Origin of the sequence: uncultured Gemella sp., from assembly GCF_963525875.1 — a bacterium.
Classification (GTDB): Bacteria; Bacillota; Bacilli; order Staphylococcales; family Gemellaceae; genus Gemella.
On sequence record NZ_CAURMG010000017.1, the window covers coordinates 1 to 17,168 of the forward strand.

At 33.0% G+C, this 17,168-nt stretch carries 11 protein-coding genes and 1 other annotated feature; of the genes, 1 reads left to right on the forward strand and 10 read right to left on the reverse strand.

Translation table 11 applies throughout. From position 1 onward, the window contains the following. Positions 1-217: 217 nt before the first annotated feature. The 4 genes from gyrA to yaaA are packed head-to-tail and all read right to left on the reverse strand — an operon-like array spanning position 218 to position 5,980. A complete protein-coding gene (gene gyrA / locus RWQ73_RS04505) occupies positions 218-2,665 on the reverse strand; it encodes a DNA gyrase subunit A (protein WP_314406876.1) in 2,448 nt (815 codons plus the stop codon). 16 nt (positions 2,666-2,681) lie between these two features. Next, the gene (gene gyrB / locus RWQ73_RS04510; protein ID WP_314406878.1) at positions 2,682-4,598 is read right to left on the reverse strand and encodes a DNA topoisomerase (ATP-hydrolyzing) subunit B; all 1,917 of its coding nucleotides are present in this window, start codon (positions 4,596-4,598) and stop codon (positions 2,682-2,684) included. Positions 4,599-4,638: 40 nt separating this feature from the next. Beyond that, positions 4,639-5,775, reverse strand: a complete 1,137-nt coding sequence (gene recF, locus RWQ73_RS04515; RefSeq protein WP_314406880.1) for a DNA replication/repair protein RecF — start codon at positions 5,773-5,775, stop codon at positions 4,639-4,641. Further along, positions 5,765-5,980, reverse strand: coding sequence for a S4 domain-containing protein YaaA (yaaA, locus tag RWQ73_RS04520; RefSeq protein ID WP_314406881.1), 216 nt, complete (start codon positions 5,978-5,980; stop codon positions 5,765-5,767). Before yaaA ends, recF begins: the two co-directional genes overlap by 11 nt. A 376-nt stretch (positions 5,981-6,356) precedes the next feature. Here yaaA and RWQ73_RS04525 point away from each other — a divergent pair, with 376 nt between their 5' ends. Further along, entirely contained in the window at positions 6,357-7,175 is an 819-nt protein-coding gene (locus RWQ73_RS04525) for a choline/ethanolamine kinase family protein (protein ID WP_314084534.1), read from the forward strand. 117 nt (positions 7,176-7,292) lie between these two features. Here RWQ73_RS04525 and rplT read toward each other — a convergent pair whose 3' ends face one another. From rplT to RWQ73_RS04555, 6 genes are all read right to left on the reverse strand, one after another. Then, entirely contained in the window at positions 7,293-7,652 is a 360-nt protein-coding gene (gene rplT, locus RWQ73_RS04530) for a 50S ribosomal protein L20 (protein WP_003146326.1), read from the reverse strand. Between the two features lie 63 nt (positions 7,653-7,715). After that, positions 7,716-7,910 carry a 50S ribosomal protein L35 gene (rpmI, locus tag RWQ73_RS04535; protein ID WP_003145690.1) on the reverse strand — a complete coding sequence of 65 codons (195 nt, stop codon included), beginning with the start codon at positions 7,908-7,910 and terminating at the stop codon, positions 7,716-7,718. Positions 7,911-7,936: 26 nt separating this feature from the next. Next, positions 7,937-8,464, reverse strand: coding sequence for a translation initiation factor IF-3 (gene infC / locus RWQ73_RS04540; protein WP_314084529.1), 528 nt, complete (start codon positions 8,462-8,464; stop codon positions 7,937-7,939). A 29-nt stretch (positions 8,465-8,493) separates the two neighbouring features. Further along, positions 8,494-8,606: a sequence feature (ribosomal protein L20 leader region), on the reverse strand. 92 nt (positions 8,607-8,698) lie between these two features. After that, complete coding sequence (gene rpoC / locus RWQ73_RS04545) at positions 8,699-12,379, reverse strand: DNA-directed RNA polymerase subunit beta' (RefSeq protein ID WP_314084527.1); 3,681 nt, start codon at positions 12,377-12,379, stop codon at positions 8,699-8,701. Positions 12,380-12,450: 71 nt separating this feature from the next. Continuing rightward, positions 12,451-16,281 carry a DNA-directed RNA polymerase subunit beta gene (rpoB, locus tag RWQ73_RS04550; RefSeq protein WP_314406883.1) on the reverse strand — a complete coding sequence of 1,277 codons (3,831 nt, stop codon included), beginning with the start codon at positions 16,279-16,281 and terminating at the stop codon, positions 12,451-12,453. Positions 16,282-16,431: 150 nt separating this feature from the next. After that, positions 16,432-17,028: a class I SAM-dependent methyltransferase gene (locus RWQ73_RS04555; protein WP_314406884.1), complete on the reverse strand. Its 597-nt coding sequence runs from the start codon at positions 17,026-17,028 to the stop codon at positions 16,432-16,434. Positions 17,029-17,168: the final 140 nt, after the last annotated feature.

Here is a 17,168-nt window from a genome sequence, read left to right on the forward strand (position 1 = left end):
ACATCCACTTGTCTAAAATAAATATATATGTGTCCAGAATTTTGGGTACACATCAAAATCGATTTTGTAAAGTCACCCCCCACACAGTTTATTAGATATCTAAAAAGCTTTTTTATAAATCGAATTTAGATATTAATAAATCACTGTGTCTAAAAGTTATCATGTAAACTTTTTTTAAAATCCAGTCCTTTTAGGTCTGATCTTTATTTAACTTTTATTATTCTTCTTCGTAAACTTCTTCTTTCGCTGCTAATGTAACAGTTGCTACTTTTTGATCATCAACAAGATTAATTACTTTAACACCTGTCGCTGTTCTTCCAAGTGTACTGATTGTTGAAACATCTATTCTTATAATTATTCCTTGATCAGTCATAATCATTAAATCTTCATTTCCAGCGATTGATTTAACAGCTACAATCTTACCTGTTTTCTTAGTAACTTTTGCTACTTTAACACCTTTTCCTCCACGGTTAATTACATTAAATTCCGTAGATTTAGATATTTTACCAATACCATTTTCTGTAACTGTTAAAATTTTCTTAGATTCATCGACTACTTCCATACCTACTACATAGTCATCTGGAGAAAGTGTGATTCCTTTAACACCACGACTTACTCGCCCCATTGTACGAACTTTTTCAGCATTAATTCTTATTGCTTGTCCATTCGCCGTAACTATCATAATATCTTGATCATCTGTGATTCTTTGAACATCGATTAATGAATCGTCATCATCTAGTTTAAGGGCAATCTTACCTTTCTTAAGAATACTTGCGTAATCTCCTAATTTAGATTTCTTAATGACACCGTACTTAGTTGAGAAGATTAGGTTCGTATCTTCTTCTTGTAAATCAGATATTGCAATAATAGAGTTTACTTTTTCTTCTTTTTCTATTTCTAATAAGTTAATAATAGGTATACCTTTAGATTGACGGCTCATTTGATTAATTTCGTAACCTTTAAGAGTATAAACTTTACCTTTATCTGTAAAGAATAGGATATGATCATGAGTTGAACAACTTAGCATGTAGGCTACATTATCTTCATCATTTGTAGTCATTCCATTTACTCCACGTCCACCGCGCCCTTGTGATTTATAAGTACTTGCAGCAAGACGTTTAATGTATTGGTTGTGAGATAGAGTAATTATGATTTGTTCTTGTTCAATCAAGTCTTCATTTTCAATTTGATCTACTTGTCCTTCGATAATTACACTACGACGTTTGTCTCCGAATTTTTCCTTAACTTCTAATAACTCATCTTTAACGATTTGAATTACTCTTTCAGGTTTCGCTAGTATATCCTCTAAGTCAGCAATAAGTTCCATAAGCTTACTGTATTCTTCTTCAATCTTATCACGTTCTAAACCTGTAAGTCTTTGTAAACGCATATCTAAAATAGCTTGCGCTTGAATTTCAGTTAATCCAAATTGATCAATTAATCCAGCTTTCGCTTCTTCAGCAGTTTGAGAACCACGAATTAAGCTGATAATTCTATCGATATTATCTAACGCAATTCTTAAACCTTCTAATATGTGGGCGCGAGCTTGTGCTTTTTTAAGATCGAACTTAGTTCTTCTTACTACTACTTCTTTTTGATGTTCTAAGTAGTAATAAAGTACTTCTTTAAGATTTAATAACTTAGGTACTCCGTTTACAAGAGCAATCATATTAACACCAAATGAGCTTTGTAATGGTGTTAATTTGTATAAATTATTTAAAATTACATTACTATTTACATCACGACGTAATTCTATTACAATTCTGATACCTTTTAAGTTACTTTCATCACGAAGGTCTGTAACTCCTTCAATTTTTTTATCGCGAGCTAATTCAGCAATTTTTTCAACTAATTTGGCTTTATTAACCTGATAAGGAATTTCTGTAATAACGATTCTTTCCTTACCGTTTTTCATTTGTTCAATTTCAGTTTTACCACGCATAATTACAGAACCGCGTCCTGTTGTGTAGGCTTTAACTATTCCACTACGTCCTAATAAGAACGATCCTGTTGGAAAATCCGGTCCTTTAATTTTAGACATAAGTTCAGCAATAGTTATTTCAGAGTTATCAGCTAATGCAATTACTCCATCAATAACCTCACCTAAATTATGCGGTGGAATATTAGTAGCCATACCAACCGCGATACCACTACTTCCGTTAACTAATAAGTTAGGTATTCTTGCTGGTAATACTTTAGGTTCTTGCTTTGTACCATCATAATTATCTTGCATATCAACTGTATCCTTGTTGATATCACGTAGTAACTCAGAAGCAATTTTACTCATTCTTGCTTCCGTATAACGCATTGCAGCAGCACCATCTCCATCAATAGAACCAAAGTTCCCTTGACCGTCTACTAAAGGATATCTACTGTTGAAATCTTGTGCTAAACGTACAATTGTACCATATGTTGCAGAGTCACCATGAGGGTGATACTTCGCCATTACTTCCCCTACAACGAAGGCACTTTTTTTGTAAGGTTTATCATATGTTAACCCTAAATCATTAAAAGCATAAAGTATTCTTCTATGAACTGGTTTTAACCCGTCACGTACGTCTGGTAAAGCACGTGATACAATAACACTCATTGAATAATCTAAAAATGAATTTTCAATTTCAGTTGTTATGTTTCTTAAGGTAATATTATTTTTATTATCTTCCATGTTCTATCCTTTCTTTCTAAATGTCTAAGTTAATAACATTTAGCGCATTGTCTTCGATAAATTTACGTCTTGGTTCTACTTTTTCACCCATTAATGTGTCAAATGCAGCATCTGCTCTTTGAGCATCATCAACACTTACTTGGTACATTAGACGATGTTCTGGATCCATTGTTGTATCCCATAGTTCTTCTGCATTCATCTCTCCAAGACCTTTATATCGTTGAACTGTATACTTTTTATCTCCAGCATGTTCTTCAATATTTTGTTTAAGTTCTTCTTCTGTATGGCAGTATATTTCTTTCTTACCTATTTTCAATCCATATAGAGGTGGTCTTGCTATATAAACATATCCTGCATCAATTAATTCTCTCATATATCTGAAGAAGAATGTTAATAATAGAGTTCTGATATGACTACCATCGACATCGGCATCGGTCATAATAACGATTTTGTGATAACGAAGTTTATCAATATTTAATGTTTCACCAATTCCCATACCAATAGCTGTAATTAACGAACGAACTTCATCGTTAGCTAGTACTTTATCAATTCTTACTTTCTCTACGTTCAGAATTTTACCTTTAAGCGGTAAAATAGCTTGGAATTTACTATTACGTCCAAGTTTTGCACTTCCTCCCGCAGAGTCCCCTTCGACTAGGAATAATTCACACTCAGCTGCATCTTTACTTGAACAGTCTGCAAGTTTACCTGGAAGATTAGTAAATTCTAATGCATTTTTACGACGTGTAGATTCACGAGCTTTCTTCGCTGCGATTCTCGCACGTGATGCTTGAAGTCCCTTTTCAACGATTATTTTCGCTGTTTTTGGGTTTTCTAATAAGAATCTATCTAATTCTTCAGAGAATAGCTTGTTAGTAATAGTACTCATTTCTGAGTTACCTAGTTTAGTTTTTGTTTGTCCTTCAAACTGTGGATTTGGGTGTTTGATTGAGATAATTGCAACAAGTCCTTCACGAACATCATCCCCTGTTAAAGATTCTTTATCTTTAATAAGTTTATTCTTTTTACCGTATGCATTAATTATTCTTGTAAGAGCAGTTTTAAATCCACTTTCGTGAGTCCCACCCTCATGAGTATTAATATTATTTGCATAACTTAAGACATTATTTGAATAACCAGTATTATATTGCATTGAGATTTCTACTTCTTTACCTTCCATCTCACCATGCACATAAATAGCTTCATGTAGAGCGTCTTTATTTTCATTTAACATTTCCACATATTCTAATAATCCACCTTCATAACAGAAAGTTTCTTCTTTTTCTTGACCTTCTCTTTCATCTTTAAGAATTATTGTTATTCCTTTATTCAAGAAAGCAAGTTCTCTAATACGTGTTCTTAAAATATCATATTCATATACTGTTGTTTCTTGGAAGATTTCTGGATCTGCTTTAAAACGAATAGTTGTTCCTGTTCTGTCAGTATCTCCTACAACTGTAATCCCTTGAACTACATCACCACGTTCAAATTTCATACTGTAAATTTTACCATCACGATGAACTGATGCTTCTAAGTTTGTTGATAAGGCATTTACAACACTGGCTCCAACTCCGTGAAGACCACCAGATACTTTGTATCCACCGCCTCCAAATTTACCACCAGCGTGCAGTACTGTAAGAATAACTTCCAAAGCAGGTTTTCCTGTTTGTTCCTGAATATCTACAGGAATACCACGCCCATTATCCTCTACTCTTATCCAATTTCCTTTTTCTATTGCTACTGTTATTGTGTTGCAATATCCGGCTAAGGCTTCATCTATTGAGTTATCCACAATCTCCCATACTAGGTGGTGTAAACCTTTACTAGATGTAGAACCGATATACATACCTGGTCTTACCCTAACAGCTTCTAATCCTTCAAGGACCTGAATCTGATCGGCATTATATTCTTGTATTTGTTTATTTTCTACCATGATTTTTCCTTTCATTTTAGTAAATTTATAAATAAATTTTCTAGACTATTTCGCTAATATTTCCATTTTCAATTTTAAAAACTTTAGCTTTTTTCAATAAATCTTCTTTAATATCTGATATTGAAGGTGTCGTAATGAACGTTTGTACATTTTCATTAATAGCATCTAATAGTTTCAGTTGTCTATTTTTATCTAACTCACTTAGTACATCATCTAAAAGTAAGACTGGATATGTTCCCGTCTTTGATTTTAAATAGTTAATTTCAGCTAATTTTAACGATAATACTATACTTCTTTGTTGTCCTTGAGATGCATACATTTTTGCGTCAAGATCATTAATATAAAATTCTAAATCATCTTGATGTGGTCCAATTTTTGTACTTCCACGCATAATATCATCAAACGATTTCTTCATCATAACTTTTACTAAATTCTCTTCTGTAAAATTAGTATCATTTACATCTGTTATATTTAATGATTCCAACACTGAACTTTTGTACTTAATTTTTAAAGTTTCTTGCCCATTTGATATATTAAGCATATTATAATACGTTAATGCCGAAATTTCATGTACAAATGACACTCGCTCTTTAGTAATATACATTGCTACTTTGACAAGTTGAGAAGTAAGTGTTTCTAAATATGCTAGGGATATCTCATCTTTTGGATTCTTTCTCATATCTTTCAAATAAGAATTTCGTTGTTTTAAAAGATGTTGGTACATCAAATAATACTTGTGGTATACACGAGAAAATTGATAGAATTCTCTATTAATAAACTCTCGTCTTAGTGCTGGCGAACCTTTAACTATTTGCAAATCTTCTGGAGAGAATAATACTACATTTAACTCACCGACAAAATCTGTTAACTTAGTTTTTTTTAAACCTGCTATTTTAGCACTTTTACCTTTATTATTTATTCCTAACATAATATCTAGATTTTTATTATTTTTGTTAACTACACACGACATAGCTGTTGCAGTTTCTCCAAACATTATACACTCACTATCACTTTTCGTTCTATAGCTTTTCCCTAGTGCCAAGCAAAAAATAGACTCAATAATATTAGTTTTTCCATTCGCATTGTTTCCTACTAAAACATTAAGCGAGGGATGTGATTCTATATTCGCAGATAAATAATTTCGAAAGTAGAGTAACTTTAAACTCTTAATTTTCATTAATAATTATAAATTCATTTCCTTCTAATTTAACTACATCGTTTGAATATAATTTTTTCCCTCGTCTATTTTCTGATACTCCATTAAGCTCAACTTCTACTTCTTGTAAAAAATATTTAGCTTCCCCTCCTGAACCTATAAAGCCTTCTAATTTTAAAAATTGTGCTAATGTTATATATTCAGTATTAATAAAAACTTCTTTCATTTTACACCTCCTATGATATTTAAAAATGAAACTATGTGTATATAAATATATTTTATACATTATAATTATACCAAAATTTTAATTTTTTTTCAACAAAACGTCTTTTTTTTATTAATTAAAAATAGAAAATAACTATATATACCATATATTTTTCAATATTATTAAAAGTATAAGTTCACATAAATAACTTATTAAATTAATATGGAATTTATCTCCTTATATTTAAATTTTATTATAAAAAAAATAGTATTTTAATAATAAATTTTAATCTTCATCGAATTAAAAAGAAAACATTTTCACTTTTATCTTTTATTCAAATATTGTATAATTTAAATGAATAAATAACATTATTTTACAAATCAAGGAGGAGAATAATATGTTCAATATTAATAAGTTAGAAAAAATATTAAATCAAAAGATAATATCTCTTGAAGAAACGAGCTATGGCGTATCTAATAAAAATTATATTATTACTACTGATACGAATAAATATTTCTACAGAACATCAAAAGATACAACAAAAATTGTCAATAAAGCAAATGAAAAAGAAGCTCTAACATTACTATCTTCCGAATCATATTTTCTTAAACCTGTTTATTTTAATAATGATAATCTTATAACTGAGTTTCAACAAAATCCCAAAACATTTCTTTCACAAAGAACACTGTCAAATATAGTTAGAATTTCAAAACTTTTAAAAAAATTCCACTCTAGCAAATTTCAAGCTAAAAATAAATTTGATCCGATATCTAAATTTATGGAATATTATGAACAACTAGATACTACTGAATATAATTTAGATAAATTTATGCATATTATAGTTGATTTCAAAAAAGTATATACACCGGATCGTCTTTGTCATAATGATTTAGTTGAAGGCAATTTTCTATTTACAAATGAAAAGCTATACCTAATTGATTTTGAATATGCAGGATATAATGACTATTACTTTGATATTGCAAGTTTTATATCCGAAAATAATTTAAACTACGAAGAAACTATAACATTCTTAAAATCATATTTTGTTGATGAGATATGCAATTTTAAAAAGCTAGACATATTCTTACAGTTCTGCGATTTACTTTGGTATACTTGGGCTACCTTATTATATGATAAACGAAATGAAGAAGTATACAACCAAATAGCTCAAGATAAGCTTTATAACCTTAAAAATCCTAGAAAAATAGTATACTAACAATTTAAACTTATTTTTTATCATCTCACCAGCATTCCAGTTTAATCGGTTTATATTTTATAAAACAAAAAAAGTTACCTGCAAAAATATGCAAGTAACTTTTTTAACTATTACTAATTATTTAGCTAAAGCTGCTTTAGCTTGTTCACAAATGCTTGCGAATCCAGCTGCGTCGTGGATAGCGATTTCTGATAACATTTTTCTGTTAATATCGATTCCAGCAACTTTAAGTCCGTTCATTAGACGGCTGTAAGATAATCCATTTAATCTTGCAGCAGCATTGATACGAACGATCCATAATCTTCTGAAATTACGTTTTGTTTGACGACGGTCTCTGAAAGCATACATTCCTGATTTCATTACTTGTTGCTTAGCAACTTTGAATAATGTATGTTTTGAACCAAAATATCCTTTAGCTAGTTTTAAAACTTTTTTACGGCGACGACGAGTCACAGTTCCACCTTTAACACGTGGCATATCTAATTCCTCCTTATGTATAACTTAAATAAGTATTTACGCTATAATTAATCTTCTTTAATATTATTTAACTAATAAAGTTCTAATACGTTTGTAATCACCACGAGATACTAATGAAGCTTTACGTAAGTGACGTTTTTGTTTAGTAGTTTTTCTTGAAAACCAGTGAGAAGTATAAGCACGGCTACGTTTTAATTTACCGCTAGCTGTTTTTTTCACACGTTTTGCTAAACCACGGTGAGATTTCATTTTTGGCATTATCAAATTCCTCCTATATTAAACCTTTATTTCTCTTTTTTTGGTGCTAGAACTAAGAACATACTGCGACCTTCCATTTTAGGTTTTTGTTCGACAGTAGCTATATCGCTAGCTTCGTTAGAAAAGTTTTCTAAAACTTTCTGTCCAATTTCTTTGTGGGTGATTGCTCTCCCTTTAAAACGAATAGAAACTTTAACTTTGTCTTCTTTTGCTAAGAATTTACGTGCATTTTTCAACTTAGTTTCAAAATCGTGTTTTTCAATTGTCGGAGATAATCTTATCTCTTTGGTTATTACGATTTTTTGTTTCTTACGTGCTTCTTTTTCTTTTTTCTGTTGTTCAAATTTAAACTTACCGTAGTTCATAATTTTAGCAACAGGTGTTTTAGCATTTGGCGCTACTAGAACAACATCTAAGTTCATACGCTCTGCGATTTGCATAGCTTCAGCCTTAGTTTTTACTCCTAATTGTTCTCCATTTTGACTAATTAAAAGAAACTCTTTCGCTTTAATACCTTCATTTACTTGTGCAGTATCTTTACTAATGATCAGCACCTCCTATTTATAAATTCATTAAATACTAAAAGCATTAAAAAAACTGAGTGCAAAACACCCAGCCTAAAATTCTACATTTCATCTACAGTAACCTGAACAATCTATATTGGCAGGTGAGAAACGGGTGCTTCTACTTTTGTATTCAACATTATCTATTTTACATACTTTTTATAGATTTGTCAATAGGAATATAAGATTTTTTTATATTCCTATTAACTTTTATCTATATTTGAATTAAATTAAGTCTAATTCTTCATGAAGTTCTTCTTCAATAGGTCTACTTAATTCATTATCTACTTCTTTTTCTAATTGATTTTCAACTTTAATATCAACATCATTATATCTTGGCATTCCTGTTCCAGCTGGAATTAACTTACCGATAATAACGTTCTCTTTAAGTCCCATAAGTTTATCAATTTTTCCTTTAACTGCCGCATCTGTAAGAACACGAGTTGTTTCTTGGAATGAAGCTGCTGATAAGAAGCTTTCAGTTTCTAATGAAGCTTTAGTGATACCAAGGATTACAGGCTTAGCTGTAGCCATGTTTCCACGTACTTCAAGAATTTTTTTGTTTTCATCTGTGAATTTATGAATATCAACTAATGAGCCTGGAAGTAATTCAGTATCACCAGCATTGATTACACGTACTTTTCTTAACATTTGACGTACCATAACCTCTACGTGTTTATCACTGATTTCTACCCCTTGCATACGGTAAACTTTTTGTACCTCTGTTAATAGATAGCTTTGAACAGCCTCTAATCCTGCAATTGATAATAGTTCTTTTGGCTCGATAGAACCTTCTGTTAAAGCTTGACCACGTTTAACTTTGTCATCTTCTTTAACTAACATACGACTAGCACCATAGTCTTGATATTCTCTTTCTTCTCCAATTTCACTTAATACGTAAATTCTACGTACGTGATTATTATCGATTTCAACTTTCGTAACTGTTCCATCTACTTCTGAGATTAATGCTTTACCTTTAGGATTACGCGCTTCAAATAACTCTTGAATACGAGGTAAACCTTGAGTGATATCGGCACCGGCAACCCCTCCTGTGTGGAACGTACGCATTGTAAGCTGTGTACCAGGTTCTCCGATAGATTGAGCGGCAATTGTACCAACTGCTTCCCCAACTTCTACTTTTTCACCTGTAGCTAAGTTTTTACCATAACATTTCTCACAAACTCCGTGACGAGAGTTACATGTAAATGCTGATCTGATAACAACACTTTCGATACCAGCTGCTTCGATTTCTTTAGCTGTATCTAATGTAATTAATTGACCATCTTCAACGATAACTTTTCCTGTCTCTGGGTGGACAACAGTTTCTTTACTGTATCTACCTTCAAGTCGCTCTTGTAAGCTTTCGATTTCATCTGTTCCATTTTTAAGTGCCGCTACTCTTAATCCACGTGATGTACCACAGTCGTTTTCACGAACGATAACATCCTGTGCAACGTCTACAAGACGACGAGTTAAGTATCCTGAATCGGCTGTCTTAAGTGCTGTATCGGCAAGACCTTTACGCGCACCGTGAGAAGAGATGAAGAACTCTAATACTGTTAATCCTTCTTTAAATGATGAACGTACAGGCATTTCCATGATACGTCCTGATGGAGATGCCATCAGACCACGCATTCCGGCTAACTGTGTAAAGTTTGACGCGTTACCACGGGCTCCAGAGTCACTCATCATGTAAATTGGGTTAGTCGCTGGAAGAGAGTCCATAAGTTGATCTTGGATGATATCTTTTGCTTTTGCCCATTGAGCAATTACGTTTTGATATCTTTCTTCTTCAGTTAATAGACCACGTCTGTATAATGTTGTGATTTTATCAACATTAGCTTGTGAGTCTGCTAAGATTTCATATTTGTTAGGTAGGACGAATACGTCACTTACCCCTACTGTAATACCAGCTCTTGAAGAGTATTTAAATCCTAAATCTTTCATTCTATCTAACATCATAGATGTTTCAGTAATGTGGAATCTATTAAAGATTTCAGAGATGATTTTAGATAAGAACCCTTTTTTGAATGGTGTTACAGCTTCTTTTTCTGCTATAAATGCTTTTAATCCACCTTCTGTTAAATCAGATGGTGATACGAAATATTTATCAGGAGTCGCAACTTCTAAATTATCTTTAGTAGGCTCATTTAGGTATGGGAATCCTTCTGGTAATATATCGTTGAATATTACTTTACCAATTGTAGTAACAAGTAATTTTTTATTTTGTTCTTCTGTGAACGTTGGATTATCAAATGATTTTGCTGCAATACCAACACGTGTGTGTAGGTGAATATATCCGTTTTGATAAGCAATTCTTGCTTCATCAGCGTCTTTGAAAATCATTCCTTCCCCTACTGCTCCAGGTCTTTCTAGTGTTAGGTAGTAGTTACCTAATACCATATCCTGAGATGGTGTAACTACTGGTTTACCATCTTTAGGGTTAAGGATGTTTTGAGCAGCTAACATTAGCATACGTGCTTCTGCTTGTGCTTCTTTTGATAATGGTACGTGAACGGCCATTTGGTCACCGTCAAAGTCAGCATTGAACGCTGTTGTAACAAGAGGGTGAAGACGAATAGCACGTCCTTCTACTAAGATTGGCTCAAATGCTTGGATACCAAGTCTGTGAAGAGTCGGGGCACGGTTAAGTAATACCGGGTGCTCACGAATAATATCTTCTAAGATATCCCATACATGATCTTCCATTCTTTCAATTTGATTTTTAGCATTTTTAATATTATTAGCTAATTCACGTTTAACTAATTCACGCATTACGAATGGTTTGAATAATTCAAGTGCCATTTCTTTAGGTAATCCACATTGATACATTTTTAGGTTTGGACCAACTACGATTACTGAACGTCCTGAATAGTCAACACGTTTACCTAATAAGTTTTGACGGAAACGACCATGTTTACCTTTTAACATATTAGATAATGATTTTAATGTTCTATTACCAGGACCTGTTACTGGACGACCACGACGGCCATTATCGATTAATGCATCAACAGCTTCTTGTAACATACGTTTTTCGTTTTGTACGATTAACCCTGGTGCTTTAAGTTCGATAAGTTTTTTCAGACGATTATTACGGTTAATTACACGTCTATATAAATCGTTTAAGTCACTTGTTGCAAATCGTCCACCATCTAATTGAACCATAGGTCTTAATTCAGGTGGAATAACAGGTAATACAGTCATAATCATCCATTCTGGTTTATTTCCAGAGTGTTTAAACGCTTCGAATACTTCGACACGTTTGATGATTTTAACAACTTTTTGACCTGATTTATAGTTACTTTCACTTAATTCTTTAAGTTCATTTTTAAGTTCTTTAAGTTCTTTTTCGATATCTAACTCAGCTAATAAGTCACGAATTGCTTCAGCTCCCATTTTAGCTACGAAAGAGTTTGCTCCAAATGTACTACGTGCTTCACGTACTTCACGTTCAGAAACGATTTGTTTTTTCGTGAAGTCAGTTTCACCTGGATCAATAACAATGTAAGAAGCAAAATATATTACCTCTTCTAATTGTCTTGGGCTAAGGTCAAGTAGAAGACCCATTCTACTTGGTATACCTTTAAAATACCAAATGTGGCTGACTGGGGCAGCTAATTCTAAGTGCCCCATTCTTTCACGACGCACTTTTGCCAAAGTAACGTCTACTCCACATTTATCACATTTAATGTTTTTATATCTAACTCGTTTGTACTTTCCACAAGCACATTCCCAGTCTTTAGTCGGACCAAAAATTCTTTCACAGAATAGTCCATCATTTTCTGGTTTTAAAGTTCTATAGTTAATAGTTTCAGGTTTTTTAACCTCTCCGTAAGACCAACTTCTGATTTTTTCAGGAGAAGCTAAACTAATTTTCATATATGCAAAATTATTTACGTCTATCAAGGAGCATACCTCCTTTATTTTTTTGTATAAAAGCCTTGAATAGTTCTTTGTGATTAATTGTAAAATTTATATTATTCTTCATCTGTATCGTCTTCTTCTACATCATCATACTCATCTGTATCTGACATTAAAAGACTTGCTAATGCTTGATATCCTGAAGTTTCTTCTTCGCTATCATCTTCATCTACATCTTCATATTCATCTGTATCTGAAAGAATTAAATTAGCTAAACTTTGATACCCTTCTTCAGCATCTTCATTTGAAGCTCCAACTTTTTCAGAAGCTTCTTCTGAATTTTCTTCATCATCATGGTTGTGATTGTGTGACTCATGGAAATCAATAGTATCTCCTAAATCAATGTCACCCATGTCAACTTCGTTATCATCATTATCCATTACTCTAAAGTCCATACCTAAGGCTTGAAGTTCTTTCATAAGCACTCGGAATGATTCAGGAACACCAGGACGTGGAATATTTTCACCTTTAACGATTGCTTCGTAAGTTTTCACACGACCATTAGTATCATCTGATTTGTATGTTAAGATTTCTTGAAGAGTATATGCAGCACCATAAGCTTCAAGTGCCCATACCTCCATCTCACCAAATCTTTGTCCACCAAATTGAGCTTTACCTCCAAGTGGTTGTTGAGTAACTAATGAGTATGGTCCAATTGAACGAGCGTGAAGTTTATCGTCAACCATGTGGGCAAGTTTAATCATATACATTACCCCTACAGATACACGGCTATCAAATGGTTCACCTGTACGTCCATCATAAAGAACTGTTTTGGCATCTTTAGCCATTCCAGCCTCAGCAACTGTAGACCATACGTCTTCATCACTAGCACCATCGAACACCGGTGTAGCTACGTGGATTCCTAATTGTTTAGCAGCCATACCTAAGTGTAGTTCTAATACTTGTCCAATGTTCATACGAGATGGAACCCCAAGTGGGTTTAACATTACATCTACTGGTGTACCATCTGGTAAATATGGCATATCTTCTTCTGGTAAGATATTTGAGATAACCCCTTTGTTACCGTGACGTCCAGCCATTTTATCCCCTACACGGATTTTACGTTTTTGAACGATAAATACTCGAACAAGTTCGTTTACACCATTAGGTAATTCTGCACCATCTTCACGTTTGAAGATTTTAACATCGGCAACTACTCCATCAGCACCGTGAGGTACACGTAATGAAGTATCACGCACTTCTTTAGATTTAGCTCCAAAGATAGCATATAATAATTTTTCTTCTGGTGTTTGTTCAGTTAAACCTTTCGGTGTAACCTTACCTACTAGAATATCTCCATCTTTAACTTCCGCACCAATTCTAATAATTCCTCGTGCATCTAAGTTTCTAAGAGCATTTTCACCCACGTTAGGAATCTCACGAGTTATTTCTTCTGGTCCTAGTTTAGTATCACGAGCATCTGTTTCATACTCTTCTACGTGAATAGAAGTATAGACATCATCTTTAACAAGACGCTCACTCATAATAACAGCATCCTCATAGTTATACCCATCCCAGTTTACGAATGCTACTACAAGGTTTTTACCTAAAGCTAATTCTCCTTTATCCATTGATGGACCATCCGCAAGGATATCTTTAGGTTCTACTCTATCTCCAACTTTAACAATTGGTTTTTGGTTGTAAGCTGTAGAGTGGTTAGAACGTACGAATTTGTGAATTACGTATGTATCTAAGTCGCCTTTAATCTCTTTACCTTCTAGTGTTTCAATACGACGTACTTTAATTTTCGCTCCATCTACGTATTCTACGATACCAGGATATTTAGCAATAACAGCCGCTCCTGAGTCACGTGCTGCAAGGTGCTCCATACCTGTACCAACAAATGGTGCTTCCGTAATCATTAGAGGTACTGCTTGACGTTGCATGTTTGCTCCCATTAGGGCACGGTTTGAGTCGTCATTCTCTAAGAAAGGAATACATGCAGTGGCTGCAGATACTACCTGTTTAGGCGATACGTCCATGAAGTTCATCATTTCACGAGGTTTAACTGTATTATCCCCTCTAAAACGACATACTACTTCTTCATCAACGAAGTAACCTTTTTCATCAACATTCGCAGTTGATTGTGCTACTACGTATTTATCTTCTTGATCAGCAGTTAAATATTGTACGTTTTCAGTTACGTATGGACGCCCTTCTGCATCAAATTCAACTTTTCTATATGGAGTCATAATGAATCCAAACTCATTTATACGTGCAAATGATGAAAGTGAGTTGATAAGACCGATGTTCGGTCCCTCTGGTGTTTCAATCGGACACATACGACCATAGTGTGAATAGTGAACGTCACGAACTTCCATCCCTGCACGTTCTCTTGTTAAACCACCAGGTCCAAGTGCAGATAAACGACGTTTATGAGTAAGCTCACTTAACGGGTTTACTTGGTCCATGAATTGTGAAAGTTGAGAACTTCCAAAGAATTCTTTAATAATTGCTGTAACTGGTCTTACGTTAATAAGTTGTTGTGGAGTGATTTCATTAGTATCTTGAATACTCATACGTTCACGTACAACACGCTCCATACGAGAAATACCTACACGAATTTGGTTTTGTAATAATTCACCAATACAACGTAGACGACGGTTACCAAGGTGGTCTATATCATCTACACGACCGATTAATTCAAATTCAAATCCATCGTTATTTCTACGGTTTCTAATTAATAATAGGTAGTAATTAATACTTGCTACGATATCAGCAATTGTTAATGTAAGAACATCTTTATTAGGTGCTCCATTACCAATTACATGTAATACTTGATCATCAGTCAATTCATCGATATCGAAGTCATTACCTACTTTTACTTGATTTACAACTTTGAATAATTGTAATTTTAAGCTATCACTTCCATCAAGACTTTCATTCATATCGAATTCAACTACGTTAGCTGTAGTTCCTAATTCTTCATAAATTCCATCAATGATTTCACGTGTTAATTTAGTGCCTTTTTCTACTAAAATTTCTCCTGTTTCTGTATCAACGATTGGTTCAACTAGAATTTGGTTTTCTAGACGTTCACCAACGTGAAGTTTGTTATTTAATTTATAACGTCCTACTTTAGCAAGATCATATCTTCTTGGATCGAAGAATCTACCGTGTAAAGTTGCTTTTGCAGTTTCTACGTTAGCTGGTTCTCCAGGACGTAATTTATCATAAATTACTTTTAACGCAGTTCCTGTGTCTAGGTTTTCATCTTTTTCTAAAGTATTTAGAAGTTCAGCATCCTCACCGAATAATTTTAGAATTGATTCATCAGACTCAAACCCTAGAGCTCTAATAAGTGTTGTTAAAGGAATTTTTCTAGTTCTATCAATGCGTGCATAAACTAGTCCTTTAATATCTTTTTCAAATTCCAACCAAGCTCCTCTGTTAGGAATAACAGTTGTTTTATAGGCATTTGGAATGTTTTTAACTTTTAATTTATCATCTTCTGTAAAATATACAGAAGGTGAACGTACTAATTGAGATACAATTACACGTTCAGCACCATTGATAATAAACGTCCCAGTTTCTGTCATCAATGGTAGTTCACCCATAAATACTTCTTGTTCTTTAATTTCGTCACGTTCTTTGTTAATTAAACGTACTCGCACTCTTAAAGGTGCTGAATATGTAGCATCGCGCTCTTTTGATTCATCAACATCATACTTAGGTGTCCCTAATTTATAATCGATAAATTCTAAACTTAATTTTTCATTATTACCTTCAATCGGTGATACATCTTTAAAAACATCTTTTAGACCAGTTTCTAAAAATTTATCATAAGATAACGTTTGAATTTCAATTAAGTCCGGTAAATCAATTACCTCTGATATTCTAGCATAGCTACGTCTTTCTCTGTGCTTACCAAATTTAACTTTTTGCAACTGTGTCACCTCTCAGCTTTTCTCTTAAAAACTAAAAAGAAAATATAAACATTTTCTCTTACTTACTTATATAATTTTGGTAATTCTACCTTGAAGAAAATAGAATTACTTGCAATATATCATTTTATCATAGTCATAGCAAGTTGTCAATTATTTTACGGCTTTCAGAATATAGTAACCCTTATTTTTCGTTACTACTTCTACCATTGAAAATGTATCTTCTAATAGTTTTTTACAACTAGCCATACCTTGTTTTTTTTGTATAACCACCCAAAGTTCTCCTTTATCATTTAGGTGCTCATAACTGTCTGTCATAATTTTATGTACAATTTTTTTCCCGGCTCTTATAGGTGGGTTTGTTAAAACTATATCAAAGTTTCCTTCAACATTATCGAAGGAACTACTTTCTAGTACTTCTACTTCATTCTCTATTTTGTTAAGTTCAATATTTTTTTTAGATAACTCTAAAACTCTATTGTTCACGTCTACCATAGTGAACCTAAAAGTCGGATATTGTTTTGCTAGGTAAATAGATATAACACCATAGCCACATCCAATATCTGCCACCTTAGCATTTTCTTTATCTGTAGCGAAACTTTCTAACATTGTTTTAGTTCCAAAATCTACACTCTCTTTAGAAAACACTCCATTATCTGTGTAAAACTTTAAATTCTCATTCGCTATTATTGAGTTAATAATTTTTTCACGACTTTCCGTCGTCGGATTATTTGTATAATAATGCTCCATAATAAAGACACCTCTTAAAATGAAAGAAAATAGTATATCCCATAGCTAGACACTTGAGATATACTATTTTTGTTATTATCATCGTATCAAATATTCTCAAATAGAATATTATTGTTTATTTACATCTATCTTTTTTATCT

Coding starts and splice junctions, on each gene's coding strand:
- yaaA (WP_314406881.1), bottom strand. CDS start 5,980: ATGAAAGAAGTTTTTATTAATACTGAATATATAACATTAGCACAATTT.
- rplT (WP_003146326.1), bottom strand. CDS start 7,652: ATGCCACGTGTTAAAGGTGGAACTGTGACTCGTCGTCGCCGTAAAAAA.
- rpmI (WP_003145690.1), bottom strand. CDS start 7,910: ATGCCAAAAATGAAATCTCACCGTGGTTTAGCAAAACGTGTGAAAAAA.
- recF (WP_314406880.1), bottom strand. CDS start 5,775: ATGAAAATTAAGAGTTTAAAGTTACTCTACTTTCGAAATTATTTATCT.
- gyrB (WP_314406878.1), bottom strand. CDS start 4,598: ATGGTAGAAAATAAACAAATACAAGAATATAATGCCGATCAGATTCAG.
- gyrA (WP_314406876.1), bottom strand. CDS start 2,665: ATGGAAGATAATAAAAATAATATTACCTTAAGAAACATAACAACTGAA.
- RWQ73_RS04555 (WP_314406884.1), bottom strand. CDS start 17,028: ATGGAGCATTATTATACAAATAATCCGACGACGGAAAGTCGTGAAAAA.
- RWQ73_RS04525 (WP_314084534.1), top strand. CDS start 6,357: ATGTTCAATATTAATAAGTTAGAAAAAATATTAAATCAAAAGATAATA.